This is a genomic window from Stappia sp. 28M-7 (genome assembly GCF_014252955.1).
Taxonomy (GTDB): domain Bacteria; phylum Pseudomonadota; class Alphaproteobacteria; order Rhizobiales; family Stappiaceae; genus Stappia.
This window is the reverse complement of record NZ_JACMIA010000001.1, coordinates 902,420-919,861: the sequence shown is the minus strand read 5'-3', so window position 1 is coordinate 919,861 and position 17,442 is coordinate 902,420. Positions and strand designations below refer to the sequence as shown.

Sequence of the window (17,442 nt, the reverse complement as noted above, 5' to 3'; positions counted from 1 at the left end):
GCGGCTGTGACGACGCTTGATCGCTGCCCCACGGTTTCCGGCACTCCGTCCCTCCCTTCGTCACCCCGGACGGCGCGCAAGCGCCGAGCCGGGGCCGGAGAGCCGAAAACCTCTCGAAGGCACTCCCGAAGGCTCCCACCACCGCCGTGCCTCCCCGGTCCCGGGTCGCGCTGCGCTTGCCCGGGAAGACGCCAGGGAGCGGCTGGTGCGTCGGTGGCAGGCCCCGAAGACGCCCCGCCCCTACTCCCCGGACGGGCGGCGGGTCTCGCTGCGGGCGAAGGCGATGAACACGCCGATCAGCACGAGGCCGAGGCCGTACCAGGTGACCGCGTATTGCAGGTGGTTGTTGCGGAAGGAGATGAGGGTCTCGCCCGCCTGCGGCAAGCCGCCGGCCGGCGTTGCCTCGGCGCGCAGGTCCACGCTGAAGGGCGCGAGCGGCGCATCGTCGACGCCGAGCGAGGCCGCCATCTTCGGCGCCTCGCGCACGAACCAGACCTGCGTCTTCGGATCGGCATCCAGCGTGAACATGTTGCCGCGTTCGTCGCGCCGCCACAGGCCGGTGATCTCCACCTCGCCTGCCGGCGGCTCGCTGCCCGGCCGGCTCTCGGGCAGGCGGCGGGACTCCGGCACGAAGCCGCGATTGACCATCACCACCGGGCCGGCCTCGGTGCGGAACGGGGCATAGACCAGATAGCCCGGGCCGCCGAAGGTACCCTGCGGCTCGGTAAGCGCCAGATAGTAATAGACCTCGCCGTCCAGGAAGCGGCCCGTCAGGCGCACGGGCCGGTAGTCCCAGGCGTCCTCGTCGATCCCGGCCCACGCGTCCGGGGCGGGCGGGTCCACGGGCGCAAGGTCAATGCGCTCCTCGACCCGCTCGATGAGCGCGAGCTTCCACTGCAGGCGCAGCACCTGCCAGGTGCCGAGCGCCATCAGCGCGCAGAACACGATGAAGGCCACCAGTGCCGGCAGCAGCAGGCGGCGCTTGCGAGCGGGCGCCGGCGCGGGCGATGCGTTACTCGTCAACCCGTCCCTCCTGGGCGCTGTGCTTGTATTGCTGGGCGATCATCAGGCCCTTGAGCGGCCGCAGCATGCCGAGGCCGAGAATGAGGGTGAGCGGCAGCCACAGAACCATGTGCACCCAGATCGGCGGACGGATCGACATCTCCACGGCCAGCACCAGGCCGACGACGATAAAGCCGACGATCATGATGATGAACACCGCCGGGCCGTCGCCGCTGTCGGCGAAATCGAAGCTCAGGCCGCAATTGGAGCAGGACGGGCGGGTCGCCAGATAGCCCTTGAACAGACGGCCCTGGCCGCAGCGCGGGCAGCGTCCGGAAAGGCCGGTGCGCAGCGGGTCCTGCGGCGGATAATGCGCGCGGTCGGCGGTCGGTTCAGTCATGTGCATTGCGCTCCTGGCGCTAGAGCCCTGCAGGCTACCGGACCGCGGGCGCGGTCAGGGGCGGATCTCGATCGGCGTACCGTTGGGAACCAGCCGCCAGATCTCATCCATTTCCGCATTGGTGACGGCAATGCAGCCGTCGGTCCAGTCGACATATTGATGCAGGAAGCCGAGCCAGCCCAGCCCGTTGCGCATGCCGTGGATCATGATCATCCCGCCCGGGTCCTCGCTGCGTTCGTTGGCGCGGCGCGTGTCGTCCTGGTCGGGATAGGAGATGTGCAGCGACAGGTGGTAGGCGCTTTGCGGGTTGCGCCAGTCGATCGTGTAGCGCCCCTCCGGGGTGCGGCCGTCGCCCTCGCGCTGCTTGTGGCCGAGCGGGTCGCCGCCGAGCGCGATCGTGTAGCTCTTCAGCACCGCACCGCTCGCATCGAGCAGCTGCAGGCGCCGTTCGCCCTTTTCGACCAGGACCTTCTCGACGCGAGGCTCTTCGATCTGCGCGGCGGCCTGATCGGCGGCGGCGGACCGCGAAAAAGCAAAGTCCGCGGCGACAGATGCCGCCGCGGACAGGATCAGAAACGCCGTCTTCAGCAGACGGTACCGCATGGTCTCGCGCCTTGCGTCAGTGGGCCGGGCCGGCCGCCCAAACGTAGATCGTGACGAACAGGAACAGCCACACCACGTCGACGAAGTGCCAGTACCAGGCCGCCGCCTCGAAGCCGAAGTGCTTCTGCGGGGTGAACTGGCCCATGCTGGCGCGGATCAGGCAGACCAGCAGGAACACGGTGCCAACGAACACGTGGAAGCCGTGGAAGCCGGTCGCCATGAAGAAGGTCGCGCCGTAGATCGAGCCGGAGAAGGCGAAGGCCGCGTGGCTGTACTCGTAGACCTGGCAGATCGTGAAGAGCACGCCGAGCACGACCGTCAGCGTCAGGCCCCACTTCAGGCCCTCGCGGTCGTTGTGAACGACGGCATGGTGGGCCCAGGTGACCGTGGTGCCGGAGGTCAGCAGGATCAAGGTGTTGAGCAGCGGCAGGTGCCAGGGATCGAAGGTCTCGATGCCCTCCGGCGGCCACACGCCGCCGGTCGCCTCGACGCGGGCATACTGCGCGGCTTCGCCGGTGAACAGCGAGGCGTCGAAGAAGGCCCAGAACCAGGCAACGAAGAACATCACCTCGGAGGCGATGAACAGCAGCATGCCGTAGCGCAGGTGCAGCTGCACCACCGGGGTGTGGTCGCCGGCCAGCGACTCGCGAACGGTGTCGCGCCACCAGCCGAACATCACGTAAAGCACGAGCAGCGTGCCGACCGCGAAGATGCCCCAGCCGGCCAGGTTGAAGCCGAACACAAGGAACTCGTTGCCCTGGGTGTGGCGGAACAGGCCGACCGCGCCGAGCGCCATGATGAAGGCGCCGACGCCGCCGAGGAACGGCCACGGGCTCGGATCTACGATGTGGTAGTCGTGGTTCTTGGCATGCGCCATGGGTACACTCCCCCGATTATAGTCGTGCCGCCGGCGAGCGGGCCGTCGCACTCACATGCGGTTGCTTGGATCCGATGTCGCGGCAGGAGCCGCGGCCACCGGCGTTTCAGGTCCCTTTGCAGGGAAGAAGGTATAGGAGAGGGTGATCTCCTTGATATGCTTCAGGTGCGGGTCCTCGTCCATCGCCGGATCGATGAAGAAGACCACCGGCATCTCGACGGATTCACCTGCTGCAAGCGGCTGCTCGGTGAAGCAGAAGCACTCGAGCTTGTTGAAATAGGCGCCGGCCTCGAAGGGCGTGACGTTGAACACCGACGTGCCGATGTTGGAATCGCCGCCATTGTTGTGCGCCGTATAGGCGGTCTGGCGGCTCTCGCCCATGCGCAACGTGATCGCCCGCTCCTTGGGACCGAACGCCCAGGGCAGGTTCGAGTTGACGTTGCCGTCGAAGCGCACGGTGATCGTGCGGTCGATGATCGTGCCGGTCGGCGCGTCGGCGCGCTGGGTCGTGCCGCCATAGCCGGTGACCTGGCAGAACAGCTCGTAGAGCGGCACGGCGGCATAGGCCGCGCCGACCATCGTCATCACGCCGCCGAGCACGGCGACGGCGATGCGCCGGTTCTTGCGGGCGAGCCGGTCGCTCTGCGCGGCGGTTGCATCGCGCGGCGTCGCGGATGCCTGGTCGGGGGTGTCGGTCTGTCGCGTCATGCGATGCCTTCCTCTCGCAGGGTCCGTTACAGGGGCCGGTTGAGCACGCCGGGTCCCATCTTGACCAGCGTGATCACGTAGAACAGCAGCACCAGCCCGGCGATCGCCAGGCCGATGGCGACCGAGCGCTTGCGCTGGCGGCGCTTCTGCTCTTCCGTCTGGCGCATGCCGTCCTCGCTCACAGCCAGCCTCCCGCGATCAGCCGGGCGACGATGCTGTCGGCGAGCAGCAGGGCGAAGATCAGGAACAGGTAGACGAGCGAGAAGGCGAAGAGCCGCACCGCCGCCTTGCGCGCCGCATCGCCCTCGCGCCGCGCATAGACGCGGACCGCGTACCAGACGAAGGCAACGCCCAGCACAGCCGCTGCGACGCCATAGACCAGCGAGGCAAAGCCCAGCAGGGTCGGCGCCACGGCGATCGGGGCCAGCAGCACCGAATAGACGAGGATCTGCGTACGCGTGGCGTCCTCGCCGGCGACGACGGGCAGCATCGGCACGCGGGCGGCCTCGTAGTCGCCGCGCTTGAACAGCGACAGCGCCCAGAAATGCGGCGGCGTCCACATGAAGATGATCAGGAACAGGACGATGCTTTCCACCGTCACGGTGCCGGTCACCGCGGCCCAGCCGATCATCGGGGGGAAGGCGCCGGCAGCGCCGCCGATGACGATGTTCTGCGGCGTCGAGCGCTTCAGCCACATCGTGTAGACGACAGCGTAGAAGAAGATGGTGAAGGCCAGCAGACCGGCGGCCAGCCAGTTGACCGCAAGGCCGAGCACCAGAACCGAGAAGGCCGAGAGCGTCAGGCCGAAGGCGAGCGCCTCCTCGGGGGTGACCTTGCCGGCCGGGATCGGGCGGCGCGCGGTGCGCGACATGACCGCGTCGATGTCGGCGTCGTACCACATGTTCAGCGCGCCCGAGGCGCCGGCACCGACGGCGATGCACAGGATCGCGACCGCGCCGAGCACCGGGTGGATGCTGCCAGGAGCGATCAGGAGGCCGACCAGCGCGGTGAAGATGACGAGCGACATCACGCGCGGCTTGAGCAGCGCCAGGTAGTCGCCGACATCGCCCTGCCCGCCAAGGGCGACGGCGTCCAGCCTGCGGTCCTGGTAGTCTGCGAGCGACATGTCTGTTCCGGTCTCTTTCGTGCGTGCCGATGGCCCGTCGGCGTCGCCGCCGGGCATTCGTCTTGCGCGGTTTCCTGCCCGGTGCGGGCGAAATCTCTTGCCCGTGCCGATGCGGCAGGCGGGCGGGGTTTCAATGGCGCGGCGCCCCGAAGGGCGCCTGCCGGAGGCGGGGCCGTTGAAGGCCCCTGCCGGGGGACCGCGCCGGGATGCCGGCGCGGTCTGTCCGTGTCACGCCGGGATCACTTGATCCGCGGCAGGGTCTCGAACTGGTGGTACGGCGGCGGCGAGGACAGGGTCCACTCCAGTGTCGTCGCGCCCTCGCCCCACGGGTTGTCCGCAGCCTGGCGCTTCTTGGCGAAGGCCTCGAAGATGCCGAACAGGAACACCAGGACCGCGAAGGCCGAGATGTACGAGCCGTAGGACGACACCGCGTTCCAGCCGGCCATCGCGTCCGGATAGTCGACGTAGCGGCGCGGCATGCCGGCCATGCCCAGGAAGTGCTGCGGGAAGAACACGAGGTTCACGCCGACGAAGGTGATCCAGAAATGGGCCTTGCCGATGGTCTCGTTGTACATGTAGCCGAACATCTTCGGGAACCAGTAGTACCAGGCGCCGAAGATGCCGAACACGGCACCGAGCGAGAGCACGTAGTGGAAGTGCGCCACCACGTAGTAGGTGTCGTGCATCGCGCGGTCGAGGCCGGCATTGGCCAGCTGCACGCCGGTCACGCCGCCCACGGTGAACAGGAAGATGAAACCGACCGCCCACAGCATCGGGGTGCGGAAGGAGATCGATCCCTGCCACATGGTGGCGATCCACGAGAAGATCTTCACGCCGGTCGGCACCGCGATGACCATGGTCGCCGCGACGAAGTAGGCCTGTGTGTCGACGTCCAGGCCGACGGTGTACATGTGGTGCGCCCACACGATGAAGCCGACGACGCCGATCGCGACCATGGCGTACGCCATGCCGAGATAGCCGAAGATCGGCTTGCGGGCGAAGGTGGAGATGATGTGGCTGACGATGCCGAAGGCCGGCAGGATCAGGATGTACACCTCCGGGTGACCGAAGAACCAGAACAGGTGCTGGAACAGGATCGGGTCACCGCCGCCGGCCGGGTCGAAGAACGTCGTGCCGAAGTTGCGGTCCGTCAGCAACATGGTGATGGCGCCGGCCAGGACCGGCAGCGACAGCACCAGGAGGAAGGCGGTCACGAGCACCGACCAGGCGAAGAGCGGCATCTTGTGCAGCGTCATGCCCGGGGCGCGCATGTTGAAGATGGTGGTGATGAAGTTGATCGCGCCGAGGATCGAGGAGGCACCGGCCACGTGCAGGGCCAGGATCGCCAGATCCATCGCCGGTCCGGGCTGGCCGGAGGTCGACAGCGGCGGGTAGATCGTCCAGCCGCCGCCAACGCCGTTGGCGCCCGGAGGACCTTCCACGAACAGCGACAGCAGCAGCAGCAGGAATGCCGGCGGCAGCAGCCAGAACGAGATGTTGTTCATCCGCGGGAAGGCCATGTCCGGCGCACCGATCATGATCGGCACGAAGAAGTTGGCGAAGCCGCCGATCAGCGCCGGCATCACCATGAAGAAGATCATGATCAGGCCGTGCGACGTGGTGAACACGTTGAAGGTGTGCGGATCGGAGAAGTACTGCATGCCCGGCTCCTGGAGCTCAAGGCGAATGCCGACGCTGAGCGCGCCGCCGATGATACCCGCGATGATCGCGAAGATCAGATAGAGGACACCGATGTCCTTGTGGTTGGTCGAATAGACCCAGCGCGTCCATCCCGTAGGACGGTCCTGATCGCCGTGGGCATGCGCCGCAGTGGCCATCTTCCAGCTCCCTCGTTAGAGAATTTTACCTCGGTCCAGTCGACCGGGGACAAGCCCGATCCGAACCTGGCCCGATCCGAACCTTGCGGCGTGCGGGGCCGGGCCTCGCACGCCGAGACGTCGATCAGCGCGCGGCCACGTCCAGCGAGCCGGCAGCCGGGGCAGCGGCAGTGCCGGCCGGCTTCTCGATGGTCGCCATCAGCTGACGGGTCGCATCCTCGACGCTGTCCTTGGCGGCTTCCGCCCAGGCCTGGAACTGCTCTTCCTCGACCACCCGGATGGCAATCGGCATGAAGGCATGGTCCTTGCCGCAGAGCTCGGAGCACTGGCCGTAGAAGATGCCGGTCTGCTTGGCGTTGAACCAGGTCTCGTTCAGACGACCCGGAACCGCATCCATCTTCACGCCGAAGGCCGGCATGGCGAAGGAGTGCATCACGTCGGCAGCGGTGATCTGCAGGCGCACGGTCTTGCCGACCGGCACGATGACCTCGTTGTCGACAGCCAGCAGGCGGGGATATTCCTCGATCGGGCGGCCGTATTCGGCGGCGCGCTCGGCCCGCTCGGACTCTTCGCGCAGCATGATCGACTCGAAGGAAATGCCGGACAGGCTCTCATCGGTGTACTCGTAGCCCCAGTACCACTGGTAGCCGGTCACCTTGATGGTCATGTCGTATTCGGGGATCTCGACCTGCTTGTAGAGCAGGCGGAACGAAGGGATCGAGATCATGACCAGGACGAGGATCGGGACCAGCGTCCACACCACCTCGATCATGGTGTTGTGGGAGGTCCGCGACGGCGTCGGGTTGGCCTTGGAGTTGAAGCGCATGATGCACCACACCAGCAGGGCCAGAACGAACAGCGTGATGATCGTGACGATCACCAGCGTGAAATCGGTGAACCAGGTGATGTCTTCCATCACTTCCGTCGCGGCCGGCTGGAAACCCAGCTGCCACGGCATCGGCTGGGCGGCCACCGCCGCACCGGCAAAGGCGAGCGGGGCGAGCGCCACCGCTGCAAACTTCGTCAGACGCTTGACCAATCCTGTCACGTCCGTGCTCCCTTCCTGACCCCGCCGGCCAGCTGAACCTGGCGGAATCCCATTACTTGTCTCTCAGGCACTGCGCCGCCCCGGCGCCGCGCCAAGCCCGTCTCCGGGTCCACCCCGCGCCACGCCCGATACCCCTTAGCTTACCGCATGTCGATAAGACAGAAAGGGGTGTCAAAACGCCGCAAGGGTTACTTGACCGCAGTTTGACCGATATCAAAGTCGGCCTGAAAAACCATAAGCCGCCGCATTGCGCAATGCAGTAGTTTCGTGAATGCCCAAATTCCGGCCGAATCCTCGCCTTCCTTTCGCCACGGGCTGCGGGGACACCCCTTCCGCCCCGCACTTTTCGGGAAAGGACGGGGATCGGGCGGTTTCGCCTTGAAATCGACCTTTCGAGGGCCGACAAAGCGGAATGCGCGCGGTTTCGTGCGAATCAGACGACGATCACGCCCGTCCGGGACCCCTTTGCCGCTCTCTCCTGCCCGCGCCGCTCCGCTGGCCGCGATCTGCAGGGACGGAGCGCAACACCGGTGGGCGATACGGCGCCGTCCGTACCGCACACGGCGCCTTGCGCACCTCACGAAGACCGGGAAACCGGCCAAGGGAATTGTACCGCTGCGAACCTACGGAGTCTCGCCCGTGCCTGTTTTGACCAAGCCGACCACGTTCCGCCTCGCGGCCGTCCTTGCCCTTGTGGCCGCCGTCCTGGCCAATGTCGCGGCCATTCCCCTGGCCCATGCCCAGGGCGCGGTGCGCTCCGTGCACGGCGACTGGCAGATGCGCTGCGACACGCCGGCCGGCGCGCAGGAAGAGCAATGCGCGCTGATCCAGAACGTCACCGCGGACGACCGCGAGAATGTCGGCCTCTCCGTCATCGTGCTGAAGACCGCCGACAAGCAGTCGCGCCTGCTGCGCGTTCTGGCGCCGCTCGGCGTGCTGCTGCCGATGGGCCTCGGCCTGCGCGTCGACGACGCCGATGTCGGGCGCGCCGGCTTCGTGCGCTGCCTGCCGAACGGCTGCATCGTCGAGGTGGTGATGCAGGACGACCTGATCGAAAAGATGCAGAAGGGCAGCGCCGCCACCTTCGTCATCTTCCAGACCCCGGAAGAAGGCATCGGCATCCCGATCTCGCTGAACGGCTTCTCCGAGGGTTTTGCCGCCCTGCCCTAAGCGATCGTTCGGTTTTTCCGGCGCGTTGAAGCCGGAGACGCGGATTTCGGCGGCCGGGTCTTCCCGGCCGTTTTCGCGTCCGGGGCCGGGTGTTTTCGTCCCGCCGTCTCCGGCGGGGCTGTGCAAGCGCGGCCCGAGCCCCTAGTTTCCCTCCCAGATGATCTCTTTCGCGGGACCCGACCGATGAGCGATGCGACGACCGACCTGATTGCCGGTGCCGGCTTGAGCGAGGAGCAGGCGCGCAGCGTGCTCGCCCGCGCTCTCAAGGGCGCCGACGACGGCGAGCTCTTTCTCGAATACCGGCAGTCGGAGAGCCTCGTCTTCGACAATGGCCGGCTGAAGGGCGCCAATTACGACACCAGCCGCGGCTTCGGTCTGCGCGCCGTTGCCGGCGAGGCGGCCGGCTACGCCCATTCCGGCGAGGTCTCCGTCGCCGCGCTCGAGCGGGCGGCCGATGCGGTCTCGGCCGTCGCCTCCGGCCATTCGGGCACCTATGCGGAGGCCCCGCCGCGCACCAACGCAAAGCTATATGGCGACGGCAACCCCATCGCCTCGCCGGTCTTTGCCGACAAGGTCACGCTGTTGCAGCGGATCGATGCCTACGCGCGGGCCCGCGATCCCAAGGTGCGGCAGGTCAGCGTCTCGCTCGCCAGTTCCTGGCAGGTGGTGGAGATCCTGCGCGCCGACGGGCACCGGGTGCGCGACGTGCGCCCCTTGGTGCGTTTCGGCGTCTCGGTGGTCGCCGGCGACGGCAGCCGGCAGGAGAGCGGCTCGCACGGGTTCGGCGGGCGCGACATGGTCGAGGCCTTCCTGACCGAGGACAGCTGGAAGCATGCGGTCGACGAGGCGCTGCGCCAGGCGCTGGTCAACCTGGAGGCCGTGCCGGCCCCCGCCGGCAGCTTCGACGTGGTGCTTGGCCCTGGCTGGCCTGGCATCCTGCTGCACGAGGCGGTCGGCCATGGGCTCGAGGGCGACTTCAATCGCAAGAAGACCTCCGCCTTCGCCGGCCTGATGGGCCAGCGCGTCGCCTCCAAGGGCGTCACCATCGTCGACGACGGCACCATCGGCGGGCGGCGCGGCTCGCTCACCGTCGACGACGAGGGCACGCCGACCGGGCGCACCGTGCTGATCGAGGACGGCATTCTCACCGGCTACATGCAGGACCGGCAGAACGCCCGGCTGATGGGCGTCGCCCCGACCGGCAACGGCCGGCGGCAGTCCTTCGCCCATATTCCGATGCCGCGCATGACCAACACGGTGATGCTGGCCGGCGACCGCGATCCGGGCGAGATCCTGGAAGGCGTCAAGGACGGCATCTACGCCGTCTCCTTCGGTGGCGGCCAGGTCGACATCACCAGCGGCAAGTTCGTGTTCTCGTGCACCGAGGCCTACCGGATCGAGAACGGGCGCATCGGCGCGCCGATCAAGGGCGCCATGCTGATCGGCAACGGGCCGGACGCGCTGACGCGGGTCGAGGCCATCGGCAACGACATGGCGCTCGATCCGGGCATCGGCACCTGCGGCAAGCAGGGCCAGGGCGTGCCCGTCGGCGTCGGCCAGCCGACCCTGCGCATCAACAAGATGACCATCGGCGGCACCGCCGTCTGAGGCGGGAGACGCCTGTCGCCTCCCTCCCCTTCGGACGTCATCCCGGGCAAGGCGCAGCCGCGACCCGGGACCGGCGAGCCACGGTGGTCGTGGCATGGTCCCGGAGCGCGCCTCATACGGCCCCGGCTCTCCGATCCCGGCTCTGCGGCCGGGATGACGAGGGGAGAGGTTTCCGTGTCCTCGCGGCCGCTCTGGCAACCAATGGGCCCCGGCTCCGCGCTGCGCTTGGCCGGGGTGACAGTCTGTGAGAGCGGTAAGGCCGTGCTCCTCGCGACGTCGTTCGCACACAGCCAGAGAGAACACGAGGCCCCAGCCTCCCCCTCGGACGTCATCCCGGCCGCAGGCGAAGCCGGAGAGCCGGGACCCATTGGCACCCTCAGCAAGTGCGAGACGCGAGACGGCAGCGATGAGACGGAAGACCCTCTCGCAGCCTCCCCAGCCCCTCTCCGCCCTCTCTGGCGTCATCCCGGGCAAGGCGCAGCCGCGACCCGGGACCGGCGAGCCACGACGCGTGCGGGTCGTTCCAGGCGCTACCTCTTTAAGAGAGGGAGATCACGCCTCGTCCAGGAAGAACGGCAGGAGCGCGGCGAGCGTTGCCGCCGGATCCTCCTCCACCAGGAAATGGCCGGCATCGACGCCCTGCCCGCGTACATCGCTCGCCCAGCGCGACCAGGTCTCGACCGGCGTTGCGGTCTTTTGCGCCAACCCGCCATTGCCGTAGAGCGCCAGCAGCGGGCAGGCGATCTTGCGGCCCGCCTCGCGGTCGGCTGTGTCGAGCTCCATGTCGATGGTCGCCCCGGCCCGGTAGTCTTCGCAGGCCGCGTGCTGGCGGGCGGGCTGGGAGAAGGAGGCCCGGTAGTCGGCGAGCGCCCGGGGATCGAAGGCCGACAGGTCCTTGTGCGCCGTCCAGCTCGCCAGCGTGTGGTCGAGATAGTAGTCGGACGCACCGGCGATCAGGCGTTCGGGCAGCGGCTTCGGCTGGGCCAGGAACAGCCAGTGATAGATGGCCATGCCGTAGCGCCAGTCCATGTTCTGCCAGTAGTCGTAGGTCGGCAGGATGTCGAGCACGGCGAGCCGCCGCACCTTGTCGGGGTGGTCGAGCGCCATCCGGTAGCCGACCCGCCCGCCGCGGTCGTGGCCAGCGACCATGAAGCTGTCGTGACCGAGCCCGGCCATGACCGCGACCATGTCGGCCGCCATCGCGCGTTTGGAATAGAGATGATGGGCCTCGTCGCCCTCCGGCGCGCTCGAACGGCCGTAGCCGCGCAGGTCCGCAACGACGACGGTAAAGTGGCGGGCGAGCTCGCCGGCGATGCCGTGCCACATGGCATGGGTCTGCGGGTAGCCGTGCAGGAGCAGGAGCGCAGGACCCGTCCCGCCGATGCGGCAGAAGATATCCACACCCTCGCCGCGAGATATCCCCGTCGTGAATCCTGGAAAGAGATCGTCACCGCCCTGCATCAAAGCCTCCCGAACCGTCTGGTCGGCAGGCCCTCGTCGCGGAACCTGCACGGGGGCGATTGAAGCGGCTGCGACCGCCCGGCGCAATCGGCGATTTTGAGAAGCGATTCTCGAAATTTGCCGAGTTCGAGACGGAGTTTTGCAAAATCCGTCTCGAAATCCGGCAAGGCCCGAAAGGGGCCTCAGGCGGTGCCGTCCTCGCGTGCGACCGCCCGCCAGCCGATGTCGCGGCGGCAAAAACCTTCAGGCCAATCAATGCGTTCGATGGCGGCGTAGGCGCGCTCGCGGGCTTCCGCGACGGTGCGACCGAGCGCCGTGACATTGAGCACGCGCCCGCCGTTTGCGAGCACCCGGCCCTCCTCGTCCAGCCGCGTTCCGGCGTGGAACACCTTGAGCGCGGGGTCCCCCTCCAGCGCTTTGAGACCGTGGATAACCGTGCCCTTGTCGTAGACGCCGGGATAGCCGTTCGCGGCCAGGACCACGGTCAGCGCCACCTCGTCGCGCCAGCGCGCGCCGACCTTGTCGAGCGTCCCGTCGATGCAGGCAAGCATCAAGGTGACGATGTCGTCCTTGAGCCGCATCATCAGCACCTGGCACTCCGGATCGCCGAAGCGGACGTTGTATTCGATCAGCTTCGGGCCGTCCGCGGTCATCATCAGGCCGGCATAGAGCACGCCGACGAAGGGCGTTCCCTCAGCTGCAAGCGTTGCAACGGTCGGCTCGACGATCTCGCGCATGGCGCGCTCGGTCAGCTCCGGCGTCATGACCGGCGCCGGGGAATAGGCGCCCATGCCGCCGGTGTTCGGGCCGGTGTCGCCCTCGCCCACGCGCTTGTGGTCCTGGGCGCTGGCGAGCGGCAGCACGTTGCGGCCGTCGGACAGCACGAAGAGGCTCGCCTCCTCGCCTTCCAGGAACTCCTCGACCACGACCTCGGCGCCGGCAGCGCCGAATTCTCCGTCGAAACAGGCGTCTACCGCGGCAAGCGCCTCGGCCTCGGTCATCGCCACGACGACGCCCTTGCCGGCGGCAAGCCCGTCCGCCTTGACGACGATGGGCGCGCCGACCTTGGCGATATAGGCCTTGGCGGCGGCGGCATCGGTGAAGCGGCCATAGGCGGCGGTAGGGATCGCGGCGCGGGCACAAAGGTCCTTGGTGAAGCCCTTCGAGCCCTCCAGGCTCGCCGGCGCCTTGCGCGGACCGAAGGCCTTGATGCCGGCGTCCATCAGTTCATCGACGAGGCCGGCGACCAGCGGCCCTTCCGGCCCGACGACGACGAGGCCGATCTCGTGGTCGCGGCAATAGGCGATGACGGCGGCCGGGTCGGATGTGTCGAGCGCGACGCAGGTGGCCTCCTCGGCGATGCCGGCATTGCCGGGAGCGACGTGGAGGCGGCCCGTCAGCGGCGAGTTGACGATGGCCCAGGCAAGGGCGTGTTCGCGGCCGCCGGATCCGATCAGGAGGATATTCATCTGTCGCACACCCCGTCGCGATGGTTTTGAGGAATTGCCGCCTCCTAGCCTGCGGCGGGATCGCAGACAAGCCCTGACGCGCCCGCCGGCCTTTCATCCGCAGCCCAAAGGCGGTATCACGGCGCGGGCGGATAGCCGACAGGTGAGGCGATGCAAAACGACACGATCGCGGGCCGGGTGGCGGATGCGGTGCGGGGACACTGGGTCGACACGCGGGCTCCGGAATGGCTGCGGCCCTACGCAAGACTGGCCCGCTGGGAGCGGCCCATCGGCTGGTGGCTGCTGCTTTGGCCGTGCTGGTGGTCGGCCGCGCTTGCCGCCGTCGCCGGCGGCCGGGCCCTGCCCGACCCCTGGCACCTTCTGCTTTTCATGATCGGCGCCATCGCCATGCGCGGCGCCGGCTGCACCTATAACGACCTGATTGATCAGGACATTGACGACAAGGTGGCGCGGACGCGTTCGCGCCCGCTGCCGTCGGGCCAGGTCACGCGGATGCAGGCCAAGGCCTTCCTGGTGCTGCAGGCGCTGGTCGGGCTTGCGGTTCTGGTGCAGTTCAACGGCTTCGCCATCCTGCTCGGCGTCGCCTCGCTGGCGGTCGTTGCGGTCTATCCGTTCATGAAGCGGGTGACGAGCTGGCCCCAGCTGTTCCTGGGCCTTGCCTTTTCCTGGGGCGCGCTGATGGGCTGGGCGGCCGCGTTCGGCCGGCTCGACTGGCCGGCGGTGGCGCTCTATTGCGGCGGCATCCTGTGGACGATCGGCTACGACACGATCTACGCGCATCAGGACAAGGAAGACGACGCGCTGGTCGGGGTGCGCTCCACCGCGCGCCTGTTCGGCGAGTGGACCAAGCCGGCGCTCGCTGCCCTTTACGGCGGGGCGACGGTGCTGTTTGCGCTGGCGCTGTTCGGGGCGGATGCGGGACCGGCTGCCTTTGCGGGCCTGGCCATCGGCCTTGCCCATCTCGTCTGGCAGATCATCCGGCTCGACATCGACGACCCGGATCAGTGCCTGAAGCTGTTCCGCTCCAACACGACCTATGGCTGGATCCTGTTCGCCGGCCTCGTGCTGGAAGCGATGGTGCAGGCGCTCCTGTAAACAGCGCCTGCCTTTTTTGCGTTCAGTTGCGGGCGATCAGCTCGCGCTCGCCGCGATAGACGGCGGTTTCCTGCGAGCGGCTGCCCGGCTTGCGGCGCAGCAGGAAGCGCGGACGGCGCGCGGTCAGCGCCGCGACACGGCGGCGGGTCGGCGCCATCGGCGTGCGGCCGGGATGGCCGGATCCGTCAATGCGGCTGACACTGCCGTCCGGCTCGACCAGGAGAAGCGGCAGACCGAGGGCCTCGCCCCAGGCGCACCAGTCTTCGGCAAGGTCTTCCAGACGGTCGTCGCTCGCCAACTCGATGGACATTGCGGGATCCCGGTGCATCAGGCCGATACGGGCCTTCAGCGTGCCCGGGGCCTCACCCGGCGTGACCTCGGCGAAGACGCCGAGGAAGACGGCGACCGGCTGGGCAAGGGTCAGCGGCAGGCCTGCGAGCCGGCGTTTGACGATGACCTGCTGGCGGTCGATATAGACGTCGAGTTGCGTCGGCTCGCAGGCCGTGCCGCGGGCCGCGAAGCGGTGCGGCATCTGCGAGGGATCGAGCCGCGCGGTGCGGCCCGATCCTTTTGCAGTGGCGTCCTGATGTGCTGTTTGACGGCTCAATTCGCTCTCCATCGGGCCAATGTTTTTGTCTGGCCTCTGATGGCTTCACACTAGCAGCGAGCCGTCCCGATCCGCTTAACAAGCACGGTTAACGCTTTTCCGTTGCAACCAGGGTTAGGGATTGGTCACCGAACAGGGCAAACAAAACCTGAACCGCCTCCGCGACCGGCTTGCCGAAGCGCGGCCCCGGCACTACGGTCGCCACCGACCATTCAGCGGACCGCCTCCCGCCCCGCAAGGATCACGAGATGCAGCACCCGATTGACCAGACACGGCTGATGGACGAGGCCCGCGCGCTCGTCGCTGCCGCCCTCAAGGCAGGCGCCGACGCGGCCGACGTGGTGGCCGCCACCGGCGTCTCGCTCGGCGTCGAGATGCGCGAGGGCAAGCTGGAGGAGAGCGAACGCTCCGAGGCCGACGACGTCACCTTGCGCGTGTTCTGCGGCCGCCGGGTCGCCAGCGTTTCCTCTAACGACTTCCGCGAGGGCGCGACCCTTGCCGAGCGCGCCGTCGCCATGGCCCGCGTCGCCCCGGAAGACCCGTTCGCAGGCCTCGTGCCGGCGGGCGAGCTCGCCAGCGAGTTTCCCGATCTCGAACTGCTCGACGACGTGCAGGTGGACGCCGAGGCGCTTACCGAGCGTGCCCGCGAGGCAGAGGCTGCCGCCCTTGCCGTGAAGGGCGTCAGCCGCTCGGGCGGCGCCAGCGCCTCGTTCCGTCTGGCCGGCATGGTGCTGGCGACCAGCGAGGGCTTTTGCGGGGGATATCTCGTCTCGCGCCACGGCGTCTCGGCCACCGCGGTCGCCGGCGAAGGCACGGCGATGGAGCGGGACTACGACTTCGACAGCCGCGGCTTTCTCGGCGATCTTGCCGACCCGCGCGAGATCGGCCGGCGTGCCGGCGAGCGGGCTGTCGCCCGGCTCAACCCGCGCAAGCTCTCCACCCGCACCGCCGACATCGTCTACGAGCCGCGCGCGGCGCGCTCGCTGCTCGGCCATTTCGCCGGCGCCATCAACGGCGCGGCCATCGCGCGGGGCACCAGCTTCCTGAAGGAGCGGATGGGCGAGCGGATCTTCAGCGCGGGGATTTCCATTACCGACGATCCGACCCGCCCGCGCGGCCCGGCGAGCCGGCCCTTCGACGGCGAGGGCCGCCCCGTCGCCCCGCTGGTGCTGGTGGAGGACGGCGTCCTGAAGACCTGGCTGCTGGACACGCCGGCAGCGCGCGAACTCGGCCTTGCGCCCAACGGGCGGGCATCGCGCGGGGGCGCGGGCACCAGCCCGTCGACCACCAACCTCACCCTGTCGCCCGGCACGCGCTCTCAAGAGGAGATGCTGGCAGAGATCGGCACCGGCCTGCTGGTCACCGACCTCATCGGCCACGGCGTCAACGGCGTCACCGGGGATTACTCGCGCGGGGCTTCGGGATTCTGGATCGAGGATGGCGCCATCGCCTATCCGGTCTCGGAGATCACCATCGCCGGCAACCTGATCCCGATGTTCGCCTCGCTGGAGGCGGGCAGCGACCTGGACACGCGCTCGGCCTACCAGGTGCCGAGCCTGCTGCTGAAGGGCCTCACCATTGCCGGCGAGTGACACGCGCGCCAATCGCGACGACATGGAGCTGATCGCCCGTGCCGCGCGCGCGGGCGGGGAAATCGCCCTGTCCTATTTCCGCAAGGATCCGCGCCGCTGGACCAAGGAGAACGACTCTCCCGTGTCCGAGGCGGACCTTGCCGTCGACCGGCATCTGGCCGAGGCGCTGCAGGCCGCGCGCCCCGACTACGGCTGGCTGTCGGAGGAAACCGCCGACGACAGCTCGCGGCTGGCGGCCCGGCGCAGCTTCGTGGTCGACCCGATCGACGGGACGCGCGGCTTTCTCGCCGGCTCCGGCGAGTGGACCGTGGCCATCGCCGTCGTGGAGGACGGGCGGCCGGTGGCTGCCGCGCTCTTCCGGCCGGTCGGCAACGACCTTTACACCGCCACCCTCGGCCAGGGCGCCTGGCTCAACGGGCGTGGGGTCGCCGTCTCCGGCCAGCCGGCGCTGGCCGGCGCCAGCGTCGCGGGTCCCAAGTCGATCACCGGCCAGGCACCGATGATGCGCACCGGCATTTCCCATGCCGGCTACGTGCCCTCCCTCGCCCTGCGGCTCGCGCTGGTCGCGGAAGGCCGGATCGATGCCGCCGTGGTGCGGGAAAATGCCTGCGACTGGGACCTTGCGGCGGCGGACCTTTTGGTGCAGGAAGCGGGCGGCCGGCTCGAGGATCTCGACGGGCAGCCGCTCGCCTACAACCGGGCGAGCGTCCGGCATCCGGCACTGGTCGCCGGTCCGCCAGCCCTTGCCGCACCGCTGCGGCCGATCCTTGCGCGGCTCTTGACGAACCCGTGATACCGGCCGGATCTTCCGGCCCGACCCTTGCGAACCCTGTTTGCG

At 68.4% G+C, this 17,442-nt stretch carries 17 protein-coding genes; 5 read left to right on the top strand and 12 right to left on the bottom strand.

Annotation, left to right across the window (positions count from 1 at the left end; all coding sequences use genetic code 11):
• Positions 1 to 240: 240 nt before the first annotated feature.
• The 9 genes from H7H34_RS04185 to coxB all read right to left on the bottom strand — a co-directional run bounded on the left by H7H34_RS04185 (position 241) and on the right by coxB (position 7,602).
• Positions 241 to 1,023 (bottom strand): SURF1 family protein, encoded by a 783-nt coding sequence (locus H7H34_RS04185; RefSeq protein WP_209006150.1) that lies wholly within the window; start codon positions 1,021 to 1,023, stop codon positions 241 to 243.
• Complete coding sequence (locus tag H7H34_RS04180; protein WP_120268671.1) at positions 1,013 to 1,402, bottom strand: DUF983 domain-containing protein; 390 nt, start codon at positions 1,400 to 1,402, stop codon at positions 1,013 to 1,015. Before H7H34_RS04180 ends, H7H34_RS04185 begins: the two co-directional genes overlap by 11 nt.
• A gap of 54 nt (positions 1,403 to 1,456) precedes the next feature.
• Positions 1,457 to 2,005: a L,D-transpeptidase family protein gene (locus H7H34_RS04175; RefSeq protein WP_185924344.1), complete on the bottom strand. Its 549-nt coding sequence runs from the start codon at positions 2,003 to 2,005 to the stop codon at positions 1,457 to 1,459.
• Positions 2,006 to 2,021: 16 nt separating this feature from the next.
• The gene (locus H7H34_RS04170) at positions 2,022 to 2,882 is read right to left on the bottom strand and encodes a cytochrome c oxidase subunit 3 (RefSeq protein ID WP_120268669.1); all 861 of its coding nucleotides are present in this window, start codon (positions 2,880 to 2,882) and stop codon (positions 2,022 to 2,024) included.
• A gap of 51 nt (positions 2,883 to 2,933) precedes the next feature.
• Entirely contained in the window at positions 2,934 to 3,590 is a 657-nt protein-coding gene (locus H7H34_RS04165; RefSeq protein WP_120268668.1) for a cytochrome c oxidase assembly protein, read from the bottom strand.
• 26 nt (positions 3,591 to 3,616) lie between these two features.
• Positions 3,617 to 3,772 carry a hypothetical protein gene (locus H7H34_RS04160; protein WP_158592669.1) on the bottom strand — a complete coding sequence of 52 codons (156 nt, stop codon included), beginning with the start codon at positions 3,770 to 3,772 and terminating at the stop codon, positions 3,617 to 3,619.
• Positions 3,769 to 4,716: a heme o synthase gene (locus tag H7H34_RS04155; protein WP_120268667.1), complete on the bottom strand. Its 948-nt coding sequence runs from the start codon at positions 4,714 to 4,716 to the stop codon at positions 3,769 to 3,771. The genes H7H34_RS04160 and H7H34_RS04155 overlap by 4 nt, the downstream gene beginning before the upstream one ends.
• A 239-nt stretch (positions 4,717 to 4,955) precedes the next feature.
• Complete coding sequence (gene ctaD / locus H7H34_RS04150) at positions 4,956 to 6,554, bottom strand: cytochrome c oxidase subunit I (RefSeq protein ID WP_120268666.1); 1,599 nt, start codon at positions 6,552 to 6,554, stop codon at positions 4,956 to 4,958.
• 124 nt (positions 6,555 to 6,678) lie between these two features.
• Positions 6,679 to 7,602: a cytochrome c oxidase subunit II gene (gene coxB / locus H7H34_RS04145; RefSeq protein ID WP_371811354.1), complete on the bottom strand. Its 924-nt coding sequence runs from the start codon at positions 7,600 to 7,602 to the stop codon at positions 6,679 to 6,681.
• Between the two features lie 639 nt (positions 7,603 to 8,241).
• On the opposite strand from coxB, the gene H7H34_RS04140 reads away from it, so the two are divergent.
• Together H7H34_RS04140 and tldD are read left to right on the top strand one after the other, a co-directional pair.
• Entirely contained in the window at positions 8,242 to 8,772 is a 531-nt protein-coding gene (locus tag H7H34_RS04140) for an invasion associated locus B family protein (RefSeq protein WP_185924343.1), read from the top strand.
• A 183-nt stretch (positions 8,773 to 8,955) separates the two neighbouring features.
• Positions 8,956 to 10,380 (top strand): metalloprotease TldD, encoded by a 1,425-nt coding sequence (gene tldD / locus H7H34_RS04135; protein WP_185924342.1) that lies wholly within the window; start codon positions 8,956 to 8,958, stop codon positions 10,378 to 10,380.
• A 552-nt stretch (positions 10,381 to 10,932) separates the two neighbouring features.
• Here the strand turns inward: tldD and H7H34_RS04130 are convergent.
• A complete protein-coding gene (locus H7H34_RS04130) occupies positions 10,933 to 11,841 on the bottom strand; it encodes an alpha/beta fold hydrolase (RefSeq protein ID WP_185924341.1) in 909 nt (302 codons plus the stop codon).
• 182 nt (positions 11,842 to 12,023) lie between these two features.
• A complete protein-coding gene (purD, locus tag H7H34_RS04125; protein ID WP_185924340.1) occupies positions 12,024 to 13,310 on the bottom strand; it encodes a phosphoribosylamine--glycine ligase in 1,287 nt (428 codons plus the stop codon).
• A gap of 150 nt (positions 13,311 to 13,460) precedes the next feature.
• Between purD and ubiA the strand changes: the two genes are divergently transcribed.
• The gene (ubiA, locus tag H7H34_RS04120; RefSeq protein WP_185924339.1) at positions 13,461 to 14,405 is read left to right on the top strand and encodes a 4-hydroxybenzoate octaprenyltransferase; all 945 of its coding nucleotides are present in this window, start codon (positions 13,461 to 13,463) and stop codon (positions 14,403 to 14,405) included.
• 22 nt (positions 14,406 to 14,427) lie between these two features.
• Here ubiA and H7H34_RS04115 read toward each other — a convergent pair whose 3' ends face one another.
• Positions 14,428 to 15,012 (bottom strand): DUF6101 family protein, encoded by a 585-nt coding sequence (locus tag H7H34_RS04115; protein WP_209006149.1) that lies wholly within the window; start codon positions 15,010 to 15,012, stop codon positions 14,428 to 14,430.
• Between the two features lie 248 nt (positions 15,013 to 15,260).
• Between H7H34_RS04115 and H7H34_RS04110 the strand changes: the two genes are divergently transcribed.
• The gene (locus tag H7H34_RS04110; RefSeq protein WP_185924338.1) at positions 15,261 to 16,604 is read left to right on the top strand and encodes a TldD/PmbA family protein; all 1,344 of its coding nucleotides are present in this window, start codon (positions 15,261 to 15,263) and stop codon (positions 16,602 to 16,604) included.
• Positions 16,591 to 17,397 carry a 3'(2'),5'-bisphosphate nucleotidase CysQ gene (locus H7H34_RS04105; RefSeq protein WP_209006148.1) on the top strand — a complete coding sequence of 269 codons (807 nt, stop codon included), beginning with the start codon at positions 16,591 to 16,593 and terminating at the stop codon, positions 17,395 to 17,397. Before H7H34_RS04110 ends, H7H34_RS04105 begins: the two co-directional genes overlap by 14 nt.
• Positions 17,398 to 17,442: the final 45 nt, after the last annotated feature.